The 24,642-nt window shown below is 38.4% G+C and carries 16 protein-coding genes; 5 read left to right on the forward strand and 11 right to left on the reverse strand.

The features are described 5' to 3' along the window. Window positions 1-12: 12 nt before the first annotated feature. The 7 genes from LV716_RS05850 to LV716_RS05880 all read right to left on the reverse strand — a co-directional run bounded on the left by LV716_RS05850 (window position 13) and on the right by LV716_RS05880 (window position 13,657). Window positions 13-1,887, reverse strand: a complete 1,875-nt coding sequence (locus tag LV716_RS05850) for a metallophosphoesterase (protein ID WP_233759243.1) — start codon at window positions 1,885-1,887, stop codon at window positions 13-15. After that, window positions 1,868-2,902, reverse strand: a complete 1,035-nt coding sequence (locus tag LV716_RS05855) for a phosphatidylinositol-specific phospholipase C1-like protein (protein ID WP_233759244.1) — start codon at window positions 2,900-2,902, stop codon at window positions 1,868-1,870. The genes LV716_RS05850 and LV716_RS05855 overlap by 20 nt, the downstream gene beginning before the upstream one ends. A gap of 46 nt (window positions 2,903-2,948) precedes the next feature. Continuing rightward, window positions 2,949-4,226, reverse strand: coding sequence for an alpha-L-fucosidase (locus LV716_RS05860; RefSeq protein WP_233759245.1), 1,278 nt, complete (start codon window positions 4,224-4,226; stop codon window positions 2,949-2,951). An 83-nt stretch (window positions 4,227-4,309) separates the two neighbouring features. Further along, complete coding sequence (locus LV716_RS05865) at window positions 4,310-6,631, reverse strand: GH92 family glycosyl hydrolase (RefSeq protein WP_163416825.1); 2,322 nt, start codon at window positions 6,629-6,631, stop codon at window positions 4,310-4,312. Beyond that, the gene (locus LV716_RS05870; protein WP_233759246.1) at window positions 6,618-8,693 is read right to left on the reverse strand and encodes a glycosyl hydrolase 115 family protein; all 2,076 of its coding nucleotides are present in this window, start codon (window positions 8,691-8,693) and stop codon (window positions 6,618-6,620) included. Before LV716_RS05870 ends, LV716_RS05865 begins: the two co-directional genes overlap by 14 nt. Before the next feature lie 189 nt (window positions 8,694-8,882). Next, window positions 8,883-10,556: a RagB/SusD family nutrient uptake outer membrane protein gene (locus LV716_RS05875; RefSeq protein WP_163416827.1), complete on the reverse strand. Its 1,674-nt coding sequence runs from the start codon at window positions 10,554-10,556 to the stop codon at window positions 8,883-8,885. 17 nt (window positions 10,557-10,573) lie between these two features. Beyond that, a complete protein-coding gene (locus LV716_RS05880; protein WP_163416828.1) occupies window positions 10,574-13,657 on the reverse strand; it encodes a TonB-dependent receptor in 3,084 nt (1,027 codons plus the stop codon). 343 nt (window positions 13,658-14,000) lie between these two features. On the opposite strand from LV716_RS05880, the gene LV716_RS05885 reads away from it, so the two are divergent. From LV716_RS05885 to LV716_RS05900, 4 genes are all read left to right on the forward strand, one after another. Beyond that, window positions 14,001-15,389 (forward strand): DUF1080 domain-containing protein, encoded by a 1,389-nt coding sequence (locus tag LV716_RS05885; protein ID WP_163416829.1) that lies wholly within the window; start codon window positions 14,001-14,003, stop codon window positions 15,387-15,389. Between the two features lie 13 nt (window positions 15,390-15,402). After that, window positions 15,403-16,752 (forward strand): Gfo/Idh/MocA family oxidoreductase, encoded by a 1,350-nt coding sequence (locus LV716_RS05890; protein WP_163416830.1) that lies wholly within the window; start codon window positions 15,403-15,405, stop codon window positions 16,750-16,752. 49 nt (window positions 16,753-16,801) lie between these two features. Next, a complete protein-coding gene (locus LV716_RS05895; RefSeq protein WP_163416831.1) occupies window positions 16,802-17,989 on the forward strand; it encodes a Gfo/Idh/MocA family protein in 1,188 nt (395 codons plus the stop codon). A gap of 184 nt (window positions 17,990-18,173) precedes the next feature. Next, on the forward strand, window positions 18,174-20,291 hold the full coding sequence (locus LV716_RS05900) for an SDR family NAD(P)-dependent oxidoreductase (RefSeq protein ID WP_233759247.1): 2,118 nt from the start codon (window positions 18,174-18,176) through the stop codon (window positions 20,289-20,291). 958 nt (window positions 20,292-21,249) lie between these two features. Here LV716_RS05900 and LV716_RS18535 read toward each other — a convergent pair. Both LV716_RS18535 and LV716_RS05905 read right to left on the reverse strand, forming a co-directional pair. Then, complete coding sequence (locus tag LV716_RS18535) at window positions 21,250-21,483, reverse strand: hypothetical protein (RefSeq protein ID WP_370637492.1); 234 nt, start codon at window positions 21,481-21,483, stop codon at window positions 21,250-21,252. A 14-nt stretch (window positions 21,484-21,497) separates the two neighbouring features. Then, entirely contained in the window at window positions 21,498-22,403 is a 906-nt protein-coding gene (locus tag LV716_RS05905; RefSeq protein ID WP_370637493.1) for an MFS transporter, read from the reverse strand. Between the two features lie 91 nt (window positions 22,404-22,494). On the opposite strand from LV716_RS05905, the gene LV716_RS05910 reads away from it, so the two are divergent. Then, a complete protein-coding gene (locus tag LV716_RS05910) occupies window positions 22,495-23,055 on the forward strand; it encodes a Crp/Fnr family transcriptional regulator (RefSeq protein ID WP_163416834.1) in 561 nt (186 codons plus the stop codon). Window positions 23,056-23,193: 138 nt separating this feature from the next. Here the strand turns inward: LV716_RS05910 and LV716_RS05915 are convergent, their stop codons facing one another. Beyond that, window positions 23,194-24,102, reverse strand: a complete 909-nt coding sequence (locus LV716_RS05915; protein ID WP_163416835.1) for a DUF5777 family beta-barrel protein — start codon at window positions 24,100-24,102, stop codon at window positions 23,194-23,196. Next, window positions 24,092-24,640 (reverse strand): YceI family protein, encoded by a 549-nt coding sequence (locus LV716_RS05920; RefSeq protein WP_163416836.1) that lies wholly within the window; start codon window positions 24,638-24,640, stop codon window positions 24,092-24,094. Before LV716_RS05920 ends, LV716_RS05915 begins: the two co-directional genes overlap by 11 nt. Window positions 24,641-24,642: the final 2 nt, after the last annotated feature.

Consider the following 24,642-nt stretch of genomic DNA (forward strand, 5'->3'; position numbering starts at 1 on the left):
ATTTACAATTTATCAATCACTTACTACTGATTTTTCGGCATCCAACCGTTCTATGGTTCCAGTTTTCAAATCAATGGTAAAATTATTGGAGGGTTCACCGTTAAAAGAGCTATAAAAAATACTTGACCAGGACCGTAGGTTTTCCTCTTCTGAATTTTGCCACTGTTCGCACAACAGTTCATATAGTTTCAGTCGATGAGCGCCTATTTCTGAAAAAGCAAGCTCATCCGCCTTATACATTTTATAAAAATCAAGAACCATATCAAAACCAGTCCATTCTTCAAAATCCGCAATGGTAACATCGATTGAATCCAGTTGGGTTGAAAGTTCACCGAAATTTACGGTACTCTCAGAGAGTAATTCTTTTCCCGATTTTAATACCATGTTATCCACAAATTGTTTGGGCCAATCATCTGGAATAAATCGAAAACGAATCAATTCATGTAAATGCCAATCGGTGAAGTCTTTATAGTTTTTTGAACTTAAGATATCCTTGTCCCAAATTCGCGTATCCTGATTGTTTTTCAAATGTTTGTGTTCGTTGTAATACAATGAAAACAACGAGTTAAATTCGGAAACATCATGTAATGGAACAGTTTCAACTTGATATTCATGCGCGGAGTTTAAAGTCAATATCTTGTAAGCCGATGGATAAGCGGCCAGTGATGGGGTCTGTATATTAAAGAGAGTGTTATCTTTTGCTGAGGTATGCACTCCTGTATCATTTAGATGCATATGACCCCCAAAATGGATTTGTAGTCCGGCATCGGCAAAAATTTCTGCTACTTCCTTGTCCGGAATCCTTCGAGACTGCATTTTATCGATTCCAAAAAGAGTTTTAATTGCTTCTGATGCTCCATCGTTGAATTCTACCATTGGGTAATGACTAAAAGCAATCAGATTTTTATCCCTCAGCTTGGCTTCATTGGATACTTTCCTCACCCATTCGACCAAATGTTTTTTATGTACAATAACATCATTATAGCCAATGCTTGCTCCATGAAAATGAGTGGACGCATTCGTGTCGTTTGCCATATTTTCTTTTGGCACATATACATTGCCATCGATTGCCAAAAGCCATATTCCTGGAACAGGTTCCACCAAATAGCTCACATCTGGAATGGGACTATTCGTATTTGATATACGATACACTCTTTTTGTCAATGGCGCTTCATCGCTCGCCTTATTGTGCGTATAATCATCATATGAGTAAGTGCTGTAGGGAGTTTCCCAATACAAAAACTCTTTTTTTGGATAAAACCCAAAATCAGCCAGTTCATCGATAATCTCTTGATATCCCCATTCTTTGATGTCCTGGGTAATAACAGGGGTCAATACCCCTGTTTTAGAGCGTTGAACCATACTCGAATCACTATAGATAGCTTGTTCCCGACCATCTTCTCCAAGAAAATCCGTTTTGCCGGCATCTTGGGTAAATGGTCTTACAGGATCATGGTTTCCCGTAGTCATTAAAAATTGAATCCCATGGGTTTTTGAATAGTCTTTTAGTATTTTCTGAAGTGCCCTAACATTCATAGGTTGTCCATCATCGGTAAAATCACCAGGAAGAACTACTAGCTTAATATTTCTTTTCGCTATATCTTCTAATGCTGTGGTAAAGGCAAAATAGTTTTCATTGAACAAGCGGGTAGAGCGTAATTGCGCTCCCATGGTTCTAATTGTATTATGTCTACCGGTTTCCGAATTTAAAACACCTTTGTAATCGGTATCTGAAAATTCCGCATATATATCCTGAAGGTGTATATCTGCCAAAAATGCAATTTTCCTTGCTTCTTTTTGTTCCCTCTTTTTTTCACAAGACAAGGGGAGCACTAAAAGGACAAGGAAAAATCTTCCTAGCATAATTTTACCTCTGAATCCGCTCATAGACACCTTTTTCAAAATATACTTGATAATCCGAAGAAAATAAGGTTGTTGGAATATAGTAATCCGTAGAAATAATCTGCGCTCCAGAAGCTTTTGCTTTTTCAAATCGGGTATAGTCGTTGCTACGTGCCTCCTTAGTTCCGGCATCTGCCCTTGTGCGCACCAAATAGCCTTTTGCAACCAAGGTCTTGATGTGGTCAAAATCTTTTATTGGGTCATTGATGATGCGAAATGCCGCCTCAGGATTTCCTTCGGGAATATTCACAAACAATATTCTATTTTTCAAAGATGGATGCTCGTCGATATAGGCATTGATTTTTCTTTCCTTTTCATCAAGTACAAAAATAAATCTGCCTTTCATAGCCTTTAAATTTGGCCATCCCCTTGTGGTTATGGCTTTTTCCAAACTATTATAATTACCACGTACCATATCGGGCGTAATGAGTTTATCTTTAGGTAGAACACTAGTGATTTCTAAATCCAAACTATCCAAAGCCGCTTTTGTAAACGGCAACGGTTCGGTAGTTTGTGGTACGCTACTATCTTTTGCATTGATCAGTATAAAGATAGGACAGTGATCTGGATTTTTATCAGACCATTTTTTTAATTCGCGAAGCCCATTTTTAAACAATAATTGATGGCTTCTAAAATCAATATCTTGGATATGGAACATTTTTAGGCCAGGTTCTTTCAACTCAGAATTTATATCAAAGGGCAAGGGAGTTTCCCCGGTTTGCTTTATGATGGCAATGCCTTTTGGTTTGGCATATCTGCCACCTATGGGATCATGAAAAATATCAAGTTCTAAGTTGCGTAAACCTAAATCCAATTGATCTGTTAATGATGGATGGTCGTACTGTAAAGACTTTGCCATTGTTGAATCCAATTTAAAAAGGTAGTTCCATAATGGTTTTTCAATAGCAATTTTATAACTATTGTGACTGCCAATAACCTGAATGTCGTTCAAGGCGATTTCTGATTGACCATATCCACTTGAATGTAACAGAAAAATCAAGAAGAATAGATGGAGTTTTTCTTTGAAACACATTACCTGCTAATTCTTATTTTGATTCTACGAATTCTACGTTGGTCAATTTAACCACAATAGGATTGGGCCAAATTTTATCATTGTAAAGTCTTTGTGCTTTACTTATTGAGATTTCCAATAAATCTTCATGTTGAACAAATCTTGATTTGGGAATATTTTCAGGCCAATATTCAACTACAAGATCATTTTGTCCCAATACCGAAATTGTTGTATTCGATGTTGCTTTCAGATTTTTTATCAGAAAGTTTCGCCGTCTTCCTTTGAACCAATCTTTTTGCTCGGTTACAAATGCGTACACAGCGTTCTCATCTTCGTTTTGGGTGAACCATAGGTAACCATCTTTGATCAATGTAGGAAGTGGCCTTATATTTTTTATGGCCTCATCGTTAACAAACATCCAAAGGGCCAGTTCGCGTAGAAGCTCTTCTTGTTCTATCGGGATTTCACCATTCGGTTTTGGACCCACATTCAATAGAAAATTTCCACCTTTGGCACGAACTTCAATCAGTTTTTCTATCAACTCGGTTCCATCTTTATATTCTTCATTGGTAGGTTTATACTGCCATTGGGTACCCATGGTCATACAAGTTTCCCACGGGCCGGGCATTGGACTATCAGGAATTTTTTGCTCAGGGGTTTCCATTTCACCCCGGGTGACAAGAATATTAGGGTCAATCGTGTGTACATATTGGACTAACGGACCGCTTTCAAAAGCGTCAAAAAATAGTAAATCTATAGGATCATAATTGGTTATGAGTTCTTTGATCTGTGCTTTATCATATTCTAAAAGCTCAACATTCTCGGTAACTTGGCTCATCTTTCCTTTGCGGGAAATCGTAACTCCTTGTTTATTGAGAAAGCTAAAATCTTCAGGGGAAAAATATACTCCAACCTTAAGTCCTTGCTTACGCAAAGCTTTGAAAAGCATATCAGTGATATCCTTCCCATAGGGCGTATTCATGACATTGAAATCTGTTGTTTCGGTATCCCACATACAAAATCCATTATGGTGTTTTGTAGTAAAAACAACATATTCCGCTCCTACCAATTTAAAAAGGCGCGCCCATTCATCAGCGTCAAATTTATCAGGGTAAAATGTTTTGGGAAGCTCATTTATATATTTATTGAGGTACGCTTTAGATGCTCCAACCATAGAATGGCTTATAACGCTCCCTAATTGGGAATCCATACTCCAATGTACGAATATGCCAAACCCCATATCCATAAAATTCTTTTCTAGTACAGGGTTGTTTTTAAGTTGCGCGAATGCGCAAATACTTATTATGTTCAACAGAAAAAAAAGCTTTATCGAATTGTTGTACATGGCTGTTTTGTTGAGTTACATCCTGTTTAATAAAATTAATACGAAAGTAGTTACTCAATACTACTATTTCCAGACATTTGAATAGTAAGAACACCTCCGTTGGTAATATCTTCATGTAGAATAGTACATGATTTTAATGGTTTGTCATTAAATAAAACCCCATCAACATAGACGTTGTCTTTACTATTGTTCAACGCGTTTATTTCTATTTTTTTACCAGAATAAAAATCAGTATTCAGCTCAATGGTTATTCTATCAAAAATTGGACTTCCAATCTGATATTCAGGGTTTTCTTCCGTACCACCGTTCATTTGAAACAATCCAATTTTCATTAACACCGCTAAACTTGCCATTAGGCCTTGATCTTCGTCGCCATTGTACCCAGTTTTGGGGGACAGACCACTAAATACCTTTTCTACAACTTTTCTGGACCAATATTGGGTCAGGTCAGGTCTCCCCAATTTATGGAATACAAAAGCGGTCTGCATAGACGGTTGATTGCCATAATTTATTGGGATGCGGCTGTAATCAGGATGCATCTCGCGATCATGTGAACTACCGGCAGTGAAGTTTAGCTTTTCGGCTTCCTTGAACTGTTGATTCAATTTTTCGATTGCTATCTCCTTACCACCCATCAGCTGGGCAAGTCCGTCCAAATCATGGGGAACGAACCACGTTGATTGTGATGCATTGGATTCATTAAATCCATTTTCATAGCTAAAAGGGTCAAAATCAGTTTTCCACTTTCCGTCTACATTTTTTGGTCGCATCCAACCTGTATCTGAATCATATACATTTCTATAGTTTTTAGATCTCTCCATAAAATAGGCGTAGTCATCATCATAACCTAGTTTTTTTGCCAATTGGGCAAATGTGTAATCTTGGTATGCATATTCCATAGTGAGACTTGCCCCGTCTTGATGCCCTCCAAATTTGCCTTCTGGGATAGGGTAAGGGACATATCCTTTGTCCAAATAATATCTAAGACCGCCCCCTAGATTGGTATGGTGCTCATATCCGGCCTTTTCCATGATACCGTTTGGCATATGGTTCTTTTTTAGCGCATGGTAAATCGTATCCAAATTTTCAGATACAAGCCCTTTTTGAATGGCGCTTATAATAAATGGTGTGCTTGAAGCGCCTGTCATCACATATGTGTAATTGCCTCCCGAAGGTCCCCTAGGAATTAGCCTACCATCTTTATAATATTGCAAAAGCGATAAAACAAACTCTTTCTTTATTTCTGGATAAACTAGTCCCCATAGTGTATTTATTGTCCATTGCGCACCCCAAAATGCATCAGAATTATAATGGTTGAACTGTGGTGTCCCATCTTTTTTTAATGGTAGTTGACCTATTCTAAAAGTATCTCCGGTATTGTCTGGGTATGCACCGTTTACATCACTAATAATTTTACGGCCGAGCAATGCATGCCATAAATCGGTATAAAACCTTTTTTGTGCCTTTTCCGTACCCCCTTCTACTTTGATTCTTCCTAAAAGTCCATTCCACTCGGATTTGGATTCATTGACCGTTTTTTCAAAATCCCAATGGGGCAGTTCCGTTTCCAAGTTAGCTACAGCATTTTTTACAGAGGTATAGGAAATAGCAGCTTTCATTAAAACAGTGTCTTTTTCACTGTCTAAGGACACCAAATAGTTACCACTTTTTTCATCCTTTTTTAGATTGGAAATTGATGTGTTCAGTTCAGCCTTAAAAAAAACGTTTACAGGTTTAGGCCTTCTTTTGGTCGGAGCGATGACAAAACTGCCCATAAGTTCAGAATCTCCTGCTTTTTCCAGTTTTCCTTGTATAATTTCACACGGCCCCAAAATTCCATTAAGATTAAAGAGAATAGCCTTTTCACTGGTCTTGGGAAATATGTATTGATGCAATCCTACGCGCTTGGTACTGGTAAGGGCAACATGAATATTGTATCGTTGCAATCTTAAGGAATGATAGCCTGGCGATACTTCTTCTTCCTTATGACTGAATTTTGAATAAAAATCCTGATACACGGAGTTCCTATTGATATCCGTTAGTGTTACGGGCATTACGGATAGTCCCGATAATTGCCACCCATGAATATGGCTAAAACCTTTAATGGTATCTACTTCATAGCGATAACCACTTCCCCAGGTACCTTGTAGTTGGGTATCGGGACTTAAATTGACCATACCAAAAGGACGACTTGCAGATGAAAAAAGAAACCAACGGGAATTTTCGGTGTCCAATTGCGTGTAAACTAAATCCACTGGCTTTAGAGCAGGTACTGTTTTTGACACAACAGTACTATTGGGAGAGTCATTACATGTAAGCGTTAGTGCAAACAACAGTGGTAATATGAATAGTAGGATTTTATTTAGTCTCATGCGTATTTAATATGCCAGTTAAATTGACTTGGATGGCCTTCATCATATCCATCGTAGGAAAACCATTGTTAGGCCTTCTTATTTTTGGGTCGTACCACCCTTTCCATTTGGGGTTCTTATCACTTTCAATACGTCTTGAATGAACAATTTTCAAATCTTCCTTCGCTTTTTCCGATAGGTTTAGTGCACTCACTATTTGTTGTTTATCCGATGTTTCTTCATACGCTTTCTTAAGTTTACATAGCTTATGCAATTGATGTTCAAAGGTCAAGAGGTCGTTATATATTTTGATGGGCAACAACACATAATCATGATAAAAAATCATACGCTCCCCTGTGATTAAATCCTGGCCTTTTTCAGCAGCTGAAAGTGCATCAGAGATATGGGTCAATCTTCTTTCCAAGGATTCATAATCGGCTTGTACTTTTTCGTATGAATGTGGAACTGGGGCTTTGCCAGGGCGTTCTATGGGAGAATCGCTTAAGTAGGATATGGCTTCCCTTATTTCCCAAAGATTTTGAACATAGCCTACCCTATCAAATTGGGCCTCATGTAACTTTTTCATAGCTTCTATAGCAAATGGGCTACCCAAATCACCAAAATAGCGCGAAGTCCATCTTTTGTAAAATTGTTCGCCATCAAATGAATCTGGATTTTGACATACTGCACCATATGCTTCCAAATTCAATAGAAAAGGCCTAAAATTTTGTCCGTTCACCAAGCAGTACGCATGCGCATTAAAGTCGTTGAACATCGTTTTCATTTTATCTTCTACAATCTTGGGGTAAGGATCGTGTACGGTATGATTGGACCAAAAGCCCGCATGCATGTATGTGCCAAAATCGTATCCGTCGGTGGTTTTAGGTAAGCTTTCAAATTTACCAAACCCATCATCGGCCCAAGCAACTATCCAATCCTTTGGAGGCCTGAAACCCTCGTTCCACATTTCCATGGCATCTGAATAGCACACCAATACTTTCTGTGCCTTGGGATTGTAATCATCTATAAGCTCACTAAACACCTCATATACCTCATTGAAGACTTCTATCTTGTTTTCACCACAACTACTTTTGTATTCCCAATCCCAGACCTGATTTCTTGGGCGTAGCGCAAAAATGTCCGTTTTGGACAAAGGCGTTTTTTCTAGATAGTATTTCCACGCAGCAACCCAATCATCCTTGTACTTGTCCCAACAATCGGATTTTTCAAGCGGAAACGGATGTATTTGATACCCCAGGGCAAAATTTATTTGAATTTTCATGCCCTTTTCATGGGCATAGTCCATCATTTTGTCCAAATAGTCCAAGTCAACCTCATAATCTGGATGCAAAGCCTTATACTCAGGACGGAGAAAGAATTCAGGTCTGCCCAGCATATCAAAAAACTCAATGGCATTATACCCTAATCTGACCAAAGAATTAATCATTTCGGTATAGCTTTCCCAATCATATTCCAGTAGTTTGCCCCGATAGTTTGCTAACTCGTCAACATCATTCTCAAAATAACATCGTATAGGTACTTTTGGTGGTGAAATGATTTTATTTTCAAAATTGAATAGTTTCGAAGCGTCGATTTTTTTTGGCACACTACCTGTCCAATATTCTAAAGGATCTACTCCAAGAATTTCTTGAGCGTAATTGTACACGGAACGTTGCAGCCCTTGAATGTCTGAACCGGCCAGAACAATTGCATTTTGATTGTTGTCAAGTTCCGTTTTGGTCCATATTCCACCTCTTGGCCTAGGATTTTCAGAGGAAATTGAAACCTTTCCTTGATTTACCAATTTCGTAATGGCTTGGTTAGATTTTTGGGTTCCTATAAAATAAAAGATACCATGCTCAGGTAAAGGGTCTGTTCCTGAAAGGATTGCAATTTCCAAAGGGATTACCTTCTCAAGATCATTTTTTAAATCGGACACTACATTGGCCTCAACAGCGTCTAAATTTGTTCCTTGTACAATGTAACAGTTGGCGGGATTTTCATTTGAGCACGATGTAGAAATCAATATACCCAACCCCAAACAAAAAAAATAGAAAGCTTTTATTTGAATACTTTTCGTCACGTTTTTCTTAAAATAAAATAGTTGTTTATAAAACCATTTGCGAAAGAGGAATAGTCTATAATTAATTCAAAAGCATCTGGCGATTATAATTAGTAAATGAATGCAATTGGATTAAAAAGTATGAGCAGACAATGTTTTGCCTGCCCATACACAAAACTAAACTCAAACAATCCTACAATCCTTATATTCTTAGTATCCAGGGTTTTGCTCCAAAGAGCCATCTGTAAGCTGTAATTCAACATCAGGTATTGGGCGTAATAAATGTATGCTTGAATCGAATGCCCCATGATCAATTACTTGCGGATTGTACAAATTGATACGTTCTTCCAATTTTCCGGTACGTTTTAACACAGCCCATCTATTCGTCTCACCGGCCAATTCTCGAGCGCGTTCGTCAATAATTGCATCAATATCAACCTCGGTCAATTCATCTGCAACACCGGTTGCGCGTTCCCTCACCCTATTCATATGAAACAGGGCCTGACCTGTATTACCTGCCCCTAGGTGTGCTTCTGCCGCTAGAAGATGCGTGCCAGCAACTCTAAAAACAAAAGTATCGCGTGCGCCACCTTCCGTTTCATCAAAAACGGTATCATCGAATTTCTTGAAAATCGGAAAATTGTTACGCAAGATGTTTGATGAGTATTGATAGGTAACTCCCGGAATGTTATCGGGTAACCCAAATTCATATTGGTCGGGTTGATATACAAAATATCTGTTCAAACGATTGGCCAATTCAGCATCGTCCAACATGTTTTTTGGAAAAAAGATAGCTGTATCTCCTGGCTGAATCAAATCACTGGGAATAGGGCCATCGCCATCAGGATCGAACAAAACTTCCTCATCTGCAAATAGTACACGATGAATTGTAGCTTCTTCCCTAGTATCGTTATCAGCAAATAAAGAATAGAAGAAGTTTGTTGGTTGGGCATCATAGCCACTAACTCCATAAATATTACCAGTTCTACTAATCCCTGGATATTGGAAAACCTGACTCATGAATATCGAATGCTTATTGTTGTTGAAATCCTCTGCCAAACCTTCAATTCCCCACTGTATAGCGAAAAGTATCTCATCATTGATTTGGTTATCGATATCAAAAACTTCTGCATACGACTGGCTTCTTATATCGTATGACCCAATTGCGGCCTCTGCCAAACCGGCTGCTGCTTGAAAATCATTGGCTTCTGCAAATGTGGTGTACGCTCTTGTCAAATAGACTTCGGCCAATAAATGCTGTGCCGCTCTAGACGAAAAACGCCCAGGGTCTGGCGAATCTTCCAAAATAGGTATAGCCGTTTCCAAATCATCAATGATCTGTAGGTAGACTTCCGCTTCTGAAGCGCGGGTATAATCCGTGCGAACGGTGGTCTGCTCTTCAAGTTCAATGGGAACACCACCATATTGCTGTACCAAATTAAAGTACGCCAAAGCTCTAAGTGCCCTTGCTTGTGCTACGCCCAAATCTCTCTCGGGTATATTTGATTCACTAAAATCGATCTCATTTAAGAATCGATTAATGGCAATATTGGCCCTACCTATAACACGATAGTTACTTGCCCAAACCGTAAACCCAATACCTGCATTAAGGTTGAAATAGTCGTTTTCAGGAGTAAACGAAAAGGCTTCCGCTCTACTGGCAAATAAATCAGTGCCAAAAAATTTAAATGTATAATCGCGATAAACATCACGAAGCTCACTATAGATTCCAACAACAAGTTGATCTGCATTTTCTTCGTTGATAAAGTTTTCAGCCGTTATATCTGATTTCGGATCTTCCTCCAAAAAATCGTCACAGGCACTAAAAGCAATCATACCTATTAGTGCGAAACTGAAATATTTAATTTTTCTAATTCGTTTCATTTTTAATGTTTTTAGTGTTAATAGGCTACTTTTAAACCAAACAAAAAGGTTTTTATGGCATAGGTCTGGCCGAAAGAATTTTGGAGACCTGTTTCTGGATCCGGTCCTGCGAAGTCGGTAAATGTAAACGGATTTTGAACATCCAGTGATAGTCGGAAACTTGACATTTTTAATTTGTCCAATACAGATTGTGAAAATGTATATCCCAGACCAATATTACCTACCCTTACAAAATCAAAACTAGTATTGAACCAAGGAAAAGAAGAGTCTTCACCATATTCTGGAGATGGAAACTCAGCATCTTGGTTAAGCGGTGTCCAATAATTTTGATCTAAACTATTAAATACAGCCCTATCTCCTTGAAAGGTTGAAAAATTTTGAAGGAACTCGGAATGCCCGAACGTACCTTGTCTAGTGTTAACCTGTACGTTGAGCTCAAAGTTCTTATAACTAAAGGTATTGGTCATACCTGCAATCCAATCTGGTGCTTGCGATCCTAAAACCACCCTATCTTCTTGGTTGATGACTCCATCATCATTTTGATCTACAAACCTATATTGGCCTGGCAGAAACCCAAACGATGCTGCCTCGGCCACATCATCGGTTCCATAGATACCATCAACTTCATAGCTCCATACTGCATCTATAGGCGCACCCTCTTGCAAAACTCCATTAAAGCGAACATCAGAACTTATAGGTATTTGCTCTGTATCACCGAACAGTTCTAAAATCTCATTGTCATTGGCTGAAAAATTTAAGCTTGTACGCCATGAAAAGTTATCCGTTCGAACATTGACGGTGTTTAAGGTGAATTCGACTCCTTTATTGCGAACGGAACCAAAATTACCTATTGTAGTTGGCAGTCCATCATCCCCAAAACCTGTGATAGAGGACAAGGTACGTGCAAGTATGCTTCCATCGGTAGTTTTATTGTAGTATTCAAAAGCAAGGTTTATTCTATTACTCAGAATAGCTAAATCAATTCCTAAATTTAATTCTCTAGAAACCTCCCACGTCAACTCTTCATTAGGTAAGGTTTGCACAAATTGTCCATTTGCTAAATCGCTACCGAACAAAAAGCTGGATTGCTCTAAAAACGCAAAGGATGAGAATGCGGATACTGGATTATCATTACCCGATTCTCCATAACTTACTCGAAATTTTAAATTGTTCAACCAATCTACATCTTTCAAAAAACTCTCTTGGCTTGCACGCCATGCAAAAGCAGCTGACGGGAAAAAGTCCCACTGATTGCCGGCAGCTAATTTTGAAGACCCATCGTACCTACCCGTTAAGGTGAATAAATATTTATCTTTTATATTATAATTTACACGTGCAGCAAATGAAGCCAAGGTCTCTTGTGTCTGAAAAGTATCAAAAGTTCGTATGTCGGTACCGCCTTCGGTATTAAAAAATGAGAAAGCATCGGTATCAAAATTTCTAGTTTCAATGTCACTACCCTCGGTATTGTCATAAAACAATGAAGTAATCAAGGTTGTTTTTAAGTTATGACCTTCTTTAATATTGAAGTCAAAATCCGCAATATTGTCCCAAGTGTACGATGTCCGTAAACGCGTATCGTAGGTAGACCTAACTCTAGTTGGGTCGTTACGGGAAGACCTGGTCAACAATCCCCTAAACTCACCAAAACGTGTAGAAGAAACCGTTGGCGAAAACTGTGTCTTAAAGTTGAACCAATTATTGGGCTTGTAATTTAAAAACACATTGGCGATAACATCCAAAGATTTTGTTTCTGCTGTATATGATCCTTGGTCTTCAAAGAATGGATTGATAAAGCGTTGATCTTGTTCGTCGGGCACCAATATCAGTTCTCCATTTTCATCAAATGGGTTTACCGTAGGGGCTAATCGTAATGAACTACGAAACAGCTCAGGACTGCCCGCTTCACGTTCAGACAATGCCAAGTACGTTTTTATACCCAGCGTAAATTTATCAGAAAGCTTTTTGGAGGCTGATAGGCTTATGTTATAGCGCTCAAATTCTTCAATTCCTATAACACCTTCATCTTTTAGGTAACCAAGAGATCCATTGTATACCAAACCGTTGCTTCCACCTGAAATACCCACGGTATGGCTGGTCTGAATCCCTGTACCCCTTAATAAATCCGCCCAATCGGTATACCTGCCATTGGCTACATTATTTGCTTCTTCGTTTGATGTTTGAAATTCAGTTGAACGGTCAATTGCAACATTGTTGTAGGCATCTATACTCAAATCAGTTCCCAGCCATTCTCTGGCCCTTAGGACATCATCAACAAATCCAACATATTCCGGACCAGTGAAAAAATCGGGTAAATTGGTAGCGGAACGCAAACCGAAAGTTGCATCATATGTAAATCTGGAAACACCTTCTATACCGTTTTTAGTAGTAATAATAACAACACCATTTGCGCCTCGGGCACCATAGATTGCTGTTGCGGAAACATCTTTTAAGATATCAATTTGTTCAATGTCCGCTGGATTTAGCACATTGATATTATCAAAAAACACTCCATCCACAACATATAAGGGTTGGTCAGGGTCCGTAGTAACATCATCGCTTACCCCATCACGTTCACTTCCTTGATTGGCCGTTATCACGGTATTACCCCTAATTTGAATGGATAGTGGTGCGCCGGGTTTAGAGTTTAGGGTACGAACATCTACCCCAGCTACCCGACCTTGGATGGCTTGACCAATATCGGTTTTTCGCTGTTCGGTTACGGTCTCGTTACTTAATGATGCCACTGCACCTGTTAAGTCACTTTTTTTCACAGATCCATAACCAATAACCACAACTTCATCTAATCCAGTAGAGGAGGTACTTAGTTGTACGGTGTAGTTTGATGACCCATCTAAAGTAAGTTCTTTGGTTTCAAATCCGATATAGGAAATCACCAATATCGAATTGCTATCTTGGACATTAATAATAAAGTTACCATCAAAATCCGTAACCACGCCATTTGTGGTTCCTTTCTCTTGTACATTGGCACCTGGTAAGGGTGCGTTGTTCTCATCCAGCACTACCCCGGTAATTTGGGTTTGTGCCAAGGAAGCAAACGAAACAGTACAAGCTAACAGTAGTAAAAGTTTCAGTTTCATATTGTTTAGTTATTAATATTTCGTTAAAAGTATTATCGAAAACAATGGAGCGTTATGGACGATTTATTCGAATACATGGATATTCCTTCAGAAACAGAAAAAAGAAAGGCTGATTTTTTGGGCTAGCCTTCTAGATATCGCTAAAATCTTCAATAAAACAATATGGTTTTAGAAAGCTGGGGCAATCTAATTTGTCCTAAAAAAATGCTATTTTCAATTCTACAGAGCAAACATGATAAATCTGATATTGAATTCATCCATGTTTTTGAAAAATCCATCCATTAAAATACGCTTGTTGTAAAGTATATTTATAGTTTTATTTATACTTCAAGCCACAATTACTATGAAACCTGTTACTCTCAACTGTTTTACACTACTTTTCTCTGTATTACTATTTTTAAACTGCGCCGAACAAACTAAAGATGATACCCCTTGGCTTATTCTCTTTGATGGTAAAACATTGAATGGATGGACACAAATAGGTGGACAAGCACTATACGAAGTAAACGATGGTGCTATAATTGGCCGCACCGTTCATGATACCCCTAACTCCTTCTTGACGTCCAATACCAAGTATGGCGATTTTATTTTAGAACTTGACTATAAGGTAGACCCTTCCATGAATTCGGGCATTCAAATTCGAAGCAATAGTTTCCCACATTATCGAGAAGGTAGAGTACATGGTTATCAGGTCGAAATAGACCCATCCGATCGTGCTTGGAGCGCTGGTATTTATGACGAATCCAGAAGAGGTTGGTTGAATCCTATGACCGAAAATATAGAAGCTCAAAAAGCATTTAAACAAAACGAGTGGAACCATTATCGTATTGAAGCTATCGGTGATACTTTAAAGACATGGATAAATGGAATCCCCGCTGCCCATCTGGTTGATGAGAAAACTTCTTCAGGTTTCATCGCACTCCAGGTACACAGTATTAAACCAGAGCAACAAGAAGGGACCGAAATTAGGTGGAAGAACATAAAAATCATTACCGACAGCGTTGCCAAATACGCCACAAAGAGTCCGATAAAACCAATCATAACAAAAAATCAATTGACCATTGACGAGCGCAAGAATGGATGGAAATTATTATGGGATGGACATTCTACAAACGGATGGCGTGGGGCAAGATTAGATGATTTCCCCAATAAGGGTTGGGAAATCAACAATGGTGAATTGACCGTTCTTTCCTCTGGCGGCGAAGAGTCCTCGGCAGGTGGTGATATTGTCACAAAAGATGTTTATGGTGATTTCGAGCTAAAGGTCGATTTTAGGCTTACCGAAGGTGCCAATAGTGGCATCAAATATTATGTTGATACTGATTTGAACAAAGGTCCCGGTTCTTCAATAGGGTTGGAATATCAAATTTTAGATGATAGAAGGCATCCTGATGCCAAAAAAGGAAATCATAAAGGTAGCAGAACGGTCGCTTCCTTATATGATTTAATACAAGCGGATACCACAAAATATATGAACCCGATCGGAGCATGGAACTCCGCCCATATCATTTCAAAAGGCAATCATGTTGAGCATTGGTTAAATGGTATGAAGGTCTTGGAATATAAAAGAAAAAGCGAAGCATATAGAAAATTGGTGTCCGAGAGCAAATACGTGGACTGGCCCAATTTTGGTGAATTGGACGAGGGCCATATTCTACTACAAGATCATGGAGACCATGTTAGCTTTAAAAATATAAAGATTCGTCCTATCAGCATGTTATCCAATCAATAAAACAAAACATACAATGAGTTCAAATAGAAGGGATTTTATAAAGAAAACAGCCATAGGTGCGGTTGGTGTAAGCTTAGGTTCAACTAGCGTGAATGCGATGTCTGCAAAAAGCTATTCAAAAATAATAGGTGCCAACGACAGAATCCATGTTGCACTTCAAGGTCTAGGTCGACGCTATGGCGCCTACATATCCGCAATTGCTGCCAAGGAGAATAATATAGAACTTGAGTATCTATGTGATGTGATGAAAAGTCAGCGAGAAAATGCTGCCGCTAAGGTTGCTGATAAAATCAAGAACAAACCAAAACTTGAGAATGACATCAGAAAAATCTTAGATGATAAAAAGGTAGATGCTATATTTATGGCAACTCCCGACCATTGGCATGCACCTGGCGCATGTATGGCAATGCAAGCCGGCAAACATGTATTTTTAGAAAAACCCTGTAGCCATAACCCTAGAGAAGGTGAGCTGGTCGTGGCTTATCAGAAAAAATATAAAAAGATGGTCCAAATGGGCAATCAACAACGTTCCTCATCTGAATCACAAGAAATTATCAAAGAAATCCATAATGGCATTATTGGTGATGTTTATCATGCCATAGCTTTTTACACAAGCAAAAGAGGGCGTGTGCCAAACCAGACAAAAACCAATCCACCAGAAGGCTTGGACTGGGAACTTTTTCAAGGACCGGCCCCAAGAAGGGAATACACCGATAATACATGGGATTACAATTGGCATTGGTACGGTTGGGATTACGGTACTGCCGAAATGGGAAACAATGCCACACATGAACTGGATATTGCAAGATGGGCATTACAGGTGGAGTACCCAGAGCATGTATCGGTCAACGCAGGTAAATACCAGTATAAAGATGATGGCTGGGAAATGTACGATACCATGGAAGCTACCTTTAAATTTGGTAAGCATAAAACTATTCAGTGGGACGGGAGGAGTAGAAACGGATACAATAAATATGGATACGGGCGCGGTACGATCATCTATGGTTCTGAAGGTTCGGTCTACATAGACAGAGGCGGATATAAACTGTTCGACTTAAAGGGTGATCTTATAAAAGAAAAAAGTGCTGCAGGCGAGGAAGCGGGTACTGCTTTAGGCGGTGGTGGCGACATGTCCACTTTGCATACCGTCAATTTTTTTGATGCCATCAGGGGAAAAGCTAAGTTAACATCTCCTATAGACGAAGGGGCCATTAGTCAATTACTTACCCATTATGCCAATATTGCTTATAGAATAGATGACGCTTTCGAAGTAGATGAGAATACAGGTAGAATTTTCAATAGAGAGGCCATGAAACTATGGTCCCGAACCTATGAGCCAGGCTGGGAGATACAACCTGTATGATTTGGACACAAGTTCTTAACTTTATTACTTGAATTTATAGCTATTCTGAATGAAACGAAGAGATTTTATATGCAAGAGCGGATTGGCGTCTGCTACGCTTATGATTCCAGAAACTTTTAGGGCTTATAACTTTCCTAGATCAAGTGCAAATGAAACTGTAAACATAGGAATTATAGGAACTGGTGATAGGGGGTCAGGAGCTATTCCATTAATTAATGGGATAGGAAATTTTAATGTTATAGGCTGTAGCGATATCCTACCCTTCAGATTAGATAAGGCATTAGCGAAAGTTGATGGTGGGAAAGCTAAAGCTTATAAGGATTATCGATACTTACTAGATAATAAAAATATTGATGCCGTTCTAGTAGCTACACCGTTTAATACACATTCTCAAATAGCCATTGATGCTTTGGACGCTGGAAAACATGTTTATTGCGAAAAGACCATGGCTAAAACCTATGAGGGTATAGACAACCTAGTTGCACAAGAAAAAAAGTCCAATACGATTTTTCAAACGGGTCATCAATACCGTAGTTCAAGACTATATAGGCATGCTGTAGGTCTTATTAAAGATGGAAAAGTAGGGACTATACAGACTGTTGAGTGTCAATGGAACCGAAATGGCGACTGGAGACGACCAGTTCCCAAACCCGAATATGAAAAGATTATCAATTGGCGTATGTATCGTGAGTTTTCTGGCGGTCTGCTTGCAGAGCTTTGCTCACACCAACTGGATTTTGTCAATTGGATATTGGAGGCCATGCCTAATCAAGTAATGGGAGTTGGCGGCGTAGATTATTGGAAAGATGGCAGGGAAACTTATGACAATATACACTTAATATATAGCTATCCCAATGGCGTGAAGGCCAAATTCACCTGTCTTACCGCAAATGCAAAAGATGGGTATAAAATTAAAGTCATTGGGGATAAAGGAACTCTAATTTTGGAATATGCAAGGGCATGGTTTTATCCAGAAGGGAACTACAAAAGAGAGATTGGCGAAGTGGACGGTGTATCTGGAGCTACCATATCTTGGAAAGAGGGAAAAGGAATTCCTATTCACATGGAACATACCGAACCTACCTTACAAGCACTTATCGATTTTCGTGATAACGTTGTTGATAACAAAAAGTCGTTCTCGGGTATCACAACCGGTGCAAATGCCGCCATTTGTGTGCAAATGGGGCTAGATGCCATGTACAAGGATAAAATTATATACAACAATAGCAAAGAATAAAATCAACTCATGAAGTTGGGCAATCCATATTAATTCTTAACCAACTAAAGAAATAAATGAACCTCTTTAGCATAAAAGACAACGTGGTGTTAATTAAAGGTGGTGGTGTTCTTGGAGGCAGTATAGCGTAATCGCTGTTAAAAAATGAAGCTACCCTTACCATATTGAACCTTGTGAAGAAAGTGTGGATACTGCCGTTACGCACCTTAAAAGATATGCGATAAGGTTTCGGCTTTGCTTGCAGTGCATTGAAAGAAAAAATCTTACCAACGTACTCCCATCACTCATTTTTGGGAAAGAAGTGGTCAAACATAAAAAAGGAGTCATTATTAATATATCATCCATACCAGCGCAAAGTACCATTAATCGTGTAGTAGGCTATTCGACCTCCAAGGCTGCACTAGACAATTATGCCAAACGGGCTTTAGAACTAGCTTTAAGATTTAGTGAAGGACTACGCAGAAATGCAATTGCCCCTTGCTTTTTAATGTTACTTTTTTTTGTGAAAAGTTACGGGCAAGACTATTTTGATGTTCCTGAAACAGCGTTTCAAACTGTTTTAAATACACCTGTTGATATTATACAAAAAGGGAAAGGGCATTATTTTGTTGATTTTGGAAAGTCTTTTTTTGGCACAGTTCAAATACAGAGCAAAGTCACTCAAAACGATTCATTAATTTTTCATCTAGGTGAAAAACTTGCTACTCTCCATACCATAGATAGAAACCCTGGGGGAAGTATCCGATATCAAAAAACCAAATTAACTATCAACCAACCTAACACACCTGTTGTTCTATCATTACCGGCAAATAAAAAAAATACTAGCCAACCAGCGATACAACTACCACCTTCTTTTGGGGTTGTTATGCCATTTAGGTATGTTGAAATTGAGAATTTAGAAATTCCCATAGCTGACATTGAGATTTTACAAAAAGTCTTTCACTATAAATTTAATGACGAAGCGAGTCATTTTTCTTCCTCCAACGCCATACTGGATACTATTTGGGATTTATGCAAGCATACTGTTAAAGCGACAAGTTTTACTGGTTTTTATGTAGATGGTGATAGGGAACGTTTGCCTTACGAAGCAGATGCATATATCAATCAATTGAGTCATTATTGCTTGGACAATGATTATTCTATCGGTAAAAGAACAAACCAATATTTTTTAGACAATCCCACTTGGCCCACAGAGTGGCTTTTGCATACCGTATTATTATTTTATCATGATTTTATGTACAGTGGGGATATTCAAACGCTAGCTAGCAATTACGAAGCCTTAAAACTAAGAACACTCTTGGACTTGGAACGTGAAGATGGATTAATTAGTTCCAAATCTAAAAAAATGGACCAAGCCTTTGTTTCAAAACTGGGCTTTAAAAATCCTGAAACAAAAATTAAGGATATCGTGGACTGGCCACCTGGACAACAAGATACTGGTTGGAAATTAAAAAATGCAGCCGGTGAACGCGATGGGTATGATATGGTTCCTATAAATACAGTGGTAAATTCATTTTACTACAGGAACTTGGTCTTGATGTCTAAAATTGCTGGGCATTTAAATAAAAACGAGGAAGTTGTTTTTTGGAATACCAAAGCTGAAAAAGTAAAGAGAACCATCAATACCAAATTGTTTGATAAAGATAAGGGCATTTATATTGATGGTGAAGGCACAAATCATGCCTCATTGCATGCAAATATGTTTCCATTGGCCTTTGGTTTGGTTTCAGAGGAATACAAAAAAACCGTAGTAGCTTTTATTAAAAGTAGGGGTATGGCCTGTAGCGTTTATGGTGCACAATATCTTTTGGATGCATTATTTAATGCTGACGAAGCTTCATATGCTTTAGCTTTACTTACCGCAAAACATGACCGTAGTTGGTATAATATGATCAAAATAGGGTCCACAATGACCTTAGAAGCTTGGGATCCCGCCTATAAGCCCAATTTAGATTGGAACCATGCTTGGGGAACGGCACCAACAAATATAGTTACTAGACATCTCTGGGGGGTTACCCCTAAGACACCCGGTTTTGAAACTGCACGGATAAGACCGCAATTAGATGATTTAACTTTCTCTAAAATTAAAGTGCCAACGATAAAAGGTTATATTTTGGGAGATTATAAGAAAGAAGGAAGGCAACAAACCTTTAAATTGATTCTTCCCAAGGAAATGACAGCAGAATTCATTCTTCCCAAGCATGCCAAAAAAGTGACTATTAACGGAACATTGATAACCAACAACAATACTGGCTCTTTATCCCTTCAAAGTGGTTTCAATACTATTATTATAAACAGATAAACCCTTTAATTAAAATACCTAGATAAAGAATGAGAAAAGTAGTGACTTTAGGTGAAATTATGCTTCATTTGGCATTTCTAAGTTTTTCAAGGTTTTCATAGGCATCGAGCTTCAACATCATATACGGCAGCGGGAAATCCTATTTGGTAATCTATGGAAACGATACCGCTCCATTTTTCGGGTTATTTAATGGAAGTTATTGGTCAGCAACTCACAAATGTAAAACAAGCCACCCATCGAGGTACAATCCCGGGGAAATGAATTCTTAACGTTTCCGGTTACGATGGGTGTGCTGATTTTCAGTTAAGGATAAAGTGTCAATTCTAGGATTTGACTTCTCTTTACCTCAGTTAATCAGACACCATCAAATTGAAAAGGTCACATATTTCTTTAAAAAAACGCTTTCATCATAATATTTAAACTGGGTTGAGTTGGTAAAGTTTGGTTTTATTGCATTGGAATCGATAGATATATTATGTTAGAATTTGAGATATTGGATATCGTTTGTTTGAACTTTATTGTTCGACATAAAATCTAACCATTGGTCGATGCTTCGATGTCCTATCAACAGTTTCGAAACCTGCTTTCTCAAACGACTTGTAATGACCTATCCATAAAAAACCATCCGGTAATTTTTCTTGGGTCGGAATGGTAGGATAGGCTTCCAAAATATCGATTCCCTCTTCCTTCGCATGTCTTAACGCTGCTTTTAAGAGTTAGAGTCGTTTTCCCCAGTTATTCTTTCTTAAAGGTTCAATTTGGAAATTGGCCATATCATAAACTTAGTTTTTTATTTTGATTATCCACAAGCCATTTGGCCAATAATCCTTTATTTGAGCCTTGAATGGGAACAGTACGTTAGGAATAAGCCCGTCCATTCAAAAAAGATATATTTTACGAAACTACATTTGTCGAATTTAAAAGCAGGCGTTTAGCACAAGTCATGGAATAAGTGAATCTATTTTGTTTTCACAAAGAGGAAGAAAATCCCGATAAAAGCCAGCCCGGCACAGCCAAACATAGCTATCGGAATATTTTCGATGGAACCTCCATAATACCATCCAGAAAATAAAGCACCAAGCCCTATACCGGCTTCCAACGCTATGAACATCGTAGCTATTCCCTTTCCACGTTGATTTTTTGGGCTTAAATCAATGGTCCACGCGTTAAGCGTTGGAGAGGATATTCCCATGGATAAACCATAGATTATCCCCCTATTACCAATCCGTTTGGTGTTTTATAGTGGGCCATAATGATCAAGGAAAGGCATAAAACCAACAAACCTATAGTTGTTACAACTTTCCTTCCTTTTTTATCGGATAGCCTTCCTGCAAGAAAACGAATCGTCAAAGATGAAATTGTAAAGACAATGAAAAAAGTGCCTTTGTTCTTTATCCCCAAGTGGTCGCTCCAATCGGGAATCAAAGTAAGTACCATCCCAAAAGCCGAGTATGATAAAAAAGTGATTAAAGCAGGCTTTAGTACTTCTACAGCGATGATATCGCTTTTTGAGATTTTAAGCAACCCCAGTTTAAACCCTTGTCTTTTCTTAAGAGTTTCCTCAAGTTTTAAAATCAGAATAATCGATAATAGAGCCATTGCGAAAGAGCAATGAAACAATATGTCAAAGGAATAGTGCAATCGTATGGAACTACCAATTGCTGGGCCCAACGCCAAACCTGTGCTAAAACACAGCCCTTGAATGCCAAATGCCTCTCCCCATCGGTCTTTTGGAATTATATCCGACACATACGCGACTATTGCCGTGGGGCTGAATCCTGTAGAAAACCCATGAACTGACCTTAAAAACAAAAACCCTGAAACCGTACCTAAAATGGGATAGAACAATCCGCACACCACACATACCATAGCCCCAAAGACCATAACCGGTTTTCGACCTATTTTATCGGTCAACACTCCACTAAAGGGCCTGGAAAGCCCTGCCGTCAATGTAAATAATGCAATGATCAAACCTATATATTGTGAACCTCCCAAACTTGACAAATAGCTTGGCAACTCTGGAATGAGCATATTGTAACTTGTGGAAAAGAACAATGAGCTCATGCACAACAATCCGAATCGAAAGTTATAAATTACATGACCTTTTTGCATTTGGGTGATTTTTCTTTTTGAATAGTAAAGCACATAGCAAAGAAAAATCCACGGATTGAATTTTAAAAGGACATTTGTCCGAGCAGAAAAAATGATACGAATCAATAGAGAATTCTTGGATTATGTAACCAGACTGAAGCATTCTACACTAAAGAATACCATCCTTGAAAAAGAAGCTGCCATCGGCCAGAAAATCATTGAACAGCAAACTAGAATAAATACCGTTTATATTATCAAATCGGGATTGGCAAAATGTTACTTGACTGAAGATACAGGCAAAGATTTTATACAAGAGTTTTTCGGTGAAGGTGAAGTTTTTGGAGAAATAGAGATATTCACCAAGGATTTCAGTTTTTGTGCAATTGAAGCAATTACTCCTATGTCATATTTTACGATAGATAATAAAGATTTCTTGGGCCTTATAAAAAACGATTCCTGTTTTAATTTACTCGTACTTAATTTAATGGCGTCAAAAATCCGATATACTGCGCTCCGACATTCTTACAACCAATCTCACCCATTGGAATCAAATCTGAACAGACTGATTGGGCAATTTCCTGAACTACAAAAAAAAATACCCAAAAATGATATCGCCAATTACTTGGGAATCTCCATTAGAAGCTTAAATAGAGTGTTAAAGAATTTGGAATAGGCCATGTTCATTGAAATATAGCGTTTGAGAAGCACGGTATTCCTTTTTTCCTTCTTGATAATGACAAACCAACAAAGCTTTCCGCTTGAAGATGGTAACGAAGAATTGAGCAATCGTTGGAACTAACTTTTTGCAAAACTATTTCTTCAACTGGTTTTTAAAGTGCAATAAAAAAACAGCGTTCAGACCAAAGAAAAGACTCCCGTTCTTGGTATTGAAGTTTCTTCTGTTTTGCGTAATAAATGCATCTTCGGCAATATGCAAGGTGTTTGATACGTGGAACTGGAGCATTAAATCCGTTAATTCCCAATTGACCCCTATAACAAAGGCATCATAAGTTGTCACAGATTCCACAGGATTGGCTAAATAGTAATATTCAGAAGAAATGGAAACATGCCCCCCTACTCTATATCGACCTCCAATACCCAGCGCAAAATGACTGGTAGGGTCTTCTTCAAATCGTGTGGAATTTCGGTGTATGAAGGTTGGCGACAGCTGTAACGAAAAATTTCTTGTAAACTTCCGAGCAATCAAAACTTGCGAGGTAAATGACAGTTTATCCGAAAAACTTGTAACGTCATTAAAATTTCTTCCAGCTCTACCGCTTGTCCGTAAACTGGAGTTTTGCAATAATGTAATGGTAAAAGGCCAACCTTTGCCACCTTCAACTTGTTTTAGGAGTTTATATTTAAAGTAACCGTCAAAAATACCGTCAAACGTGGTAACTCCTGCACCTAAAGTCAATCTGTCCGAAAAAGCATGGGAAACACCAAACCGGGTGGATATGCGATCTACCAAGAAGGTCTGGGTATCCGGTTCGGGAATATTCCAAAACCTGGTATTGGCCGAAAGTTCCATAGTTCCCTTTTTCCTGGTCTCAACAGAATGTCCCAAGGCTATCCGTGTTGTTTTAAAAGTTGCCTGAACGTGGTTCGTGGTTTGTGGACGTTCTTTTTCCAAAGTATTGAGCAAATCTTGGCCAACTACGGTATTTGAAAAACCCAATACTAAAACTAAAAGTGAAAAAATAAAATGTCTAGTTCTCATAAGGTTGATATTCAAATCTAAATTGGACTTCTATACGCTTTGCAATGTTACCCGCTACCACGGGAGGTATCTTTATCTTAAAATCGGATACTAAAACCTCAAAAGATCCTGAAAAAACAGGAAGGTCGTTAGTCCGTTCCATTTTGGTCTTAATTTCCAGTTCTTTTGTGATACCATGTAATGTTAAAGCACCTTTTACAATTTTTGTGGTCTGTTCAGGAATAGGCACTTCAAGGTCGGTTATGACCCCTTCAAATACAGCTTTCGGATAAATATCCGTTTCAATATAACTTTCATTGAAATGTTCTTGCATCAATGCCTTTTTAAAAACAAAGGCCCGCATCAACATACTTATGGCAATCTCACCATTGGTAGTATCAAAGATACTTAGTACTTGATTGTTCTCCGCCTCAATATTCTCCACAGATGTGTACGAGAAAAAGGAGACATGCCCTTGTCTAGAGATGTATTTGGAAGTGTTTTGGGAAAACCCACAGTAGAACAATAAGACAAAAAACAATGTAAAGAATTTATTCATAT

The sequence above is a fragment of the Flagellimonas sp. HMM57 genome (assembly GCF_021390175.1).
In the GTDB taxonomy this organism is placed as follows: Bacteria; Bacteroidota; Bacteroidia; order Flavobacteriales; family Flavobacteriaceae; genus Flagellimonas.

Coding starts and splice junctions, on each gene's coding strand:
- LV716_RS05850 (WP_233759243.1), bottom strand. CDS start 1,887: ATGAGCGGATTCAGAGGTAAAATTATGCTAGGAAGATTTTTCCTTGTC.
- LV716_RS05865 (WP_163416825.1), bottom strand. CDS start 6,631: ATGAGACTAAATAAAATCCTACTATTCATATTACCACTGTTGTTTGCA.
- LV716_RS05875 (WP_163416827.1), bottom strand. CDS start 10,556: ATGAAACGAATTAGAAAAATTAAATATTTCAGTTTCGCACTAATAGGT.
- LV716_RS05880 (WP_163416828.1), bottom strand. CDS start 13,657: ATGAAACTGAAACTTTTACTACTGTTAGCTTGTACTGTTTCGTTTGCT.
- LV716_RS05885 (WP_163416829.1), top strand. CDS start 14,001: ATGAAACCTGTTACTCTCAACTGTTTTACACTACTTTTCTCTGTATTA.
- LV716_RS05890 (WP_163416830.1), top strand. CDS start 15,403: ATGAGTTCAAATAGAAGGGATTTTATAAAGAAAACAGCCATAGGTGCG.
- LV716_RS05895 (WP_163416831.1), top strand. CDS start 16,802: ATGAAACGAAGAGATTTTATATGCAAGAGCGGATTGGCGTCTGCTACG.
- LV716_RS18535 (WP_370637492.1), bottom strand. CDS start 21,483: ATGGGAATATCCTCTCCAACGCTTAACGCGTGGACCATTGATTTAAGC.
- LV716_RS05905 (WP_370637493.1), bottom strand. CDS start 22,403: ATGCAAAAAGGTCATGTAATTTATAACTTTCGATTCGGATTGTTGTGC.
- LV716_RS05910 (WP_163416834.1), top strand. CDS start 22,495: ATGATACGAATCAATAGAGAATTCTTGGATTATGTAACCAGACTGAAG.
- LV716_RS05915 (WP_163416835.1), bottom strand. CDS start 24,102: ATGAGAACTAGACATTTTATTTTTTCACTTTTAGTTTTAGTATTGGGT.
- LV716_RS05920 (WP_163416836.1), bottom strand. CDS start 24,640: ATGAATAAATTCTTTACATTGTTTTTTGTCTTATTGTTCTACTGTGGG.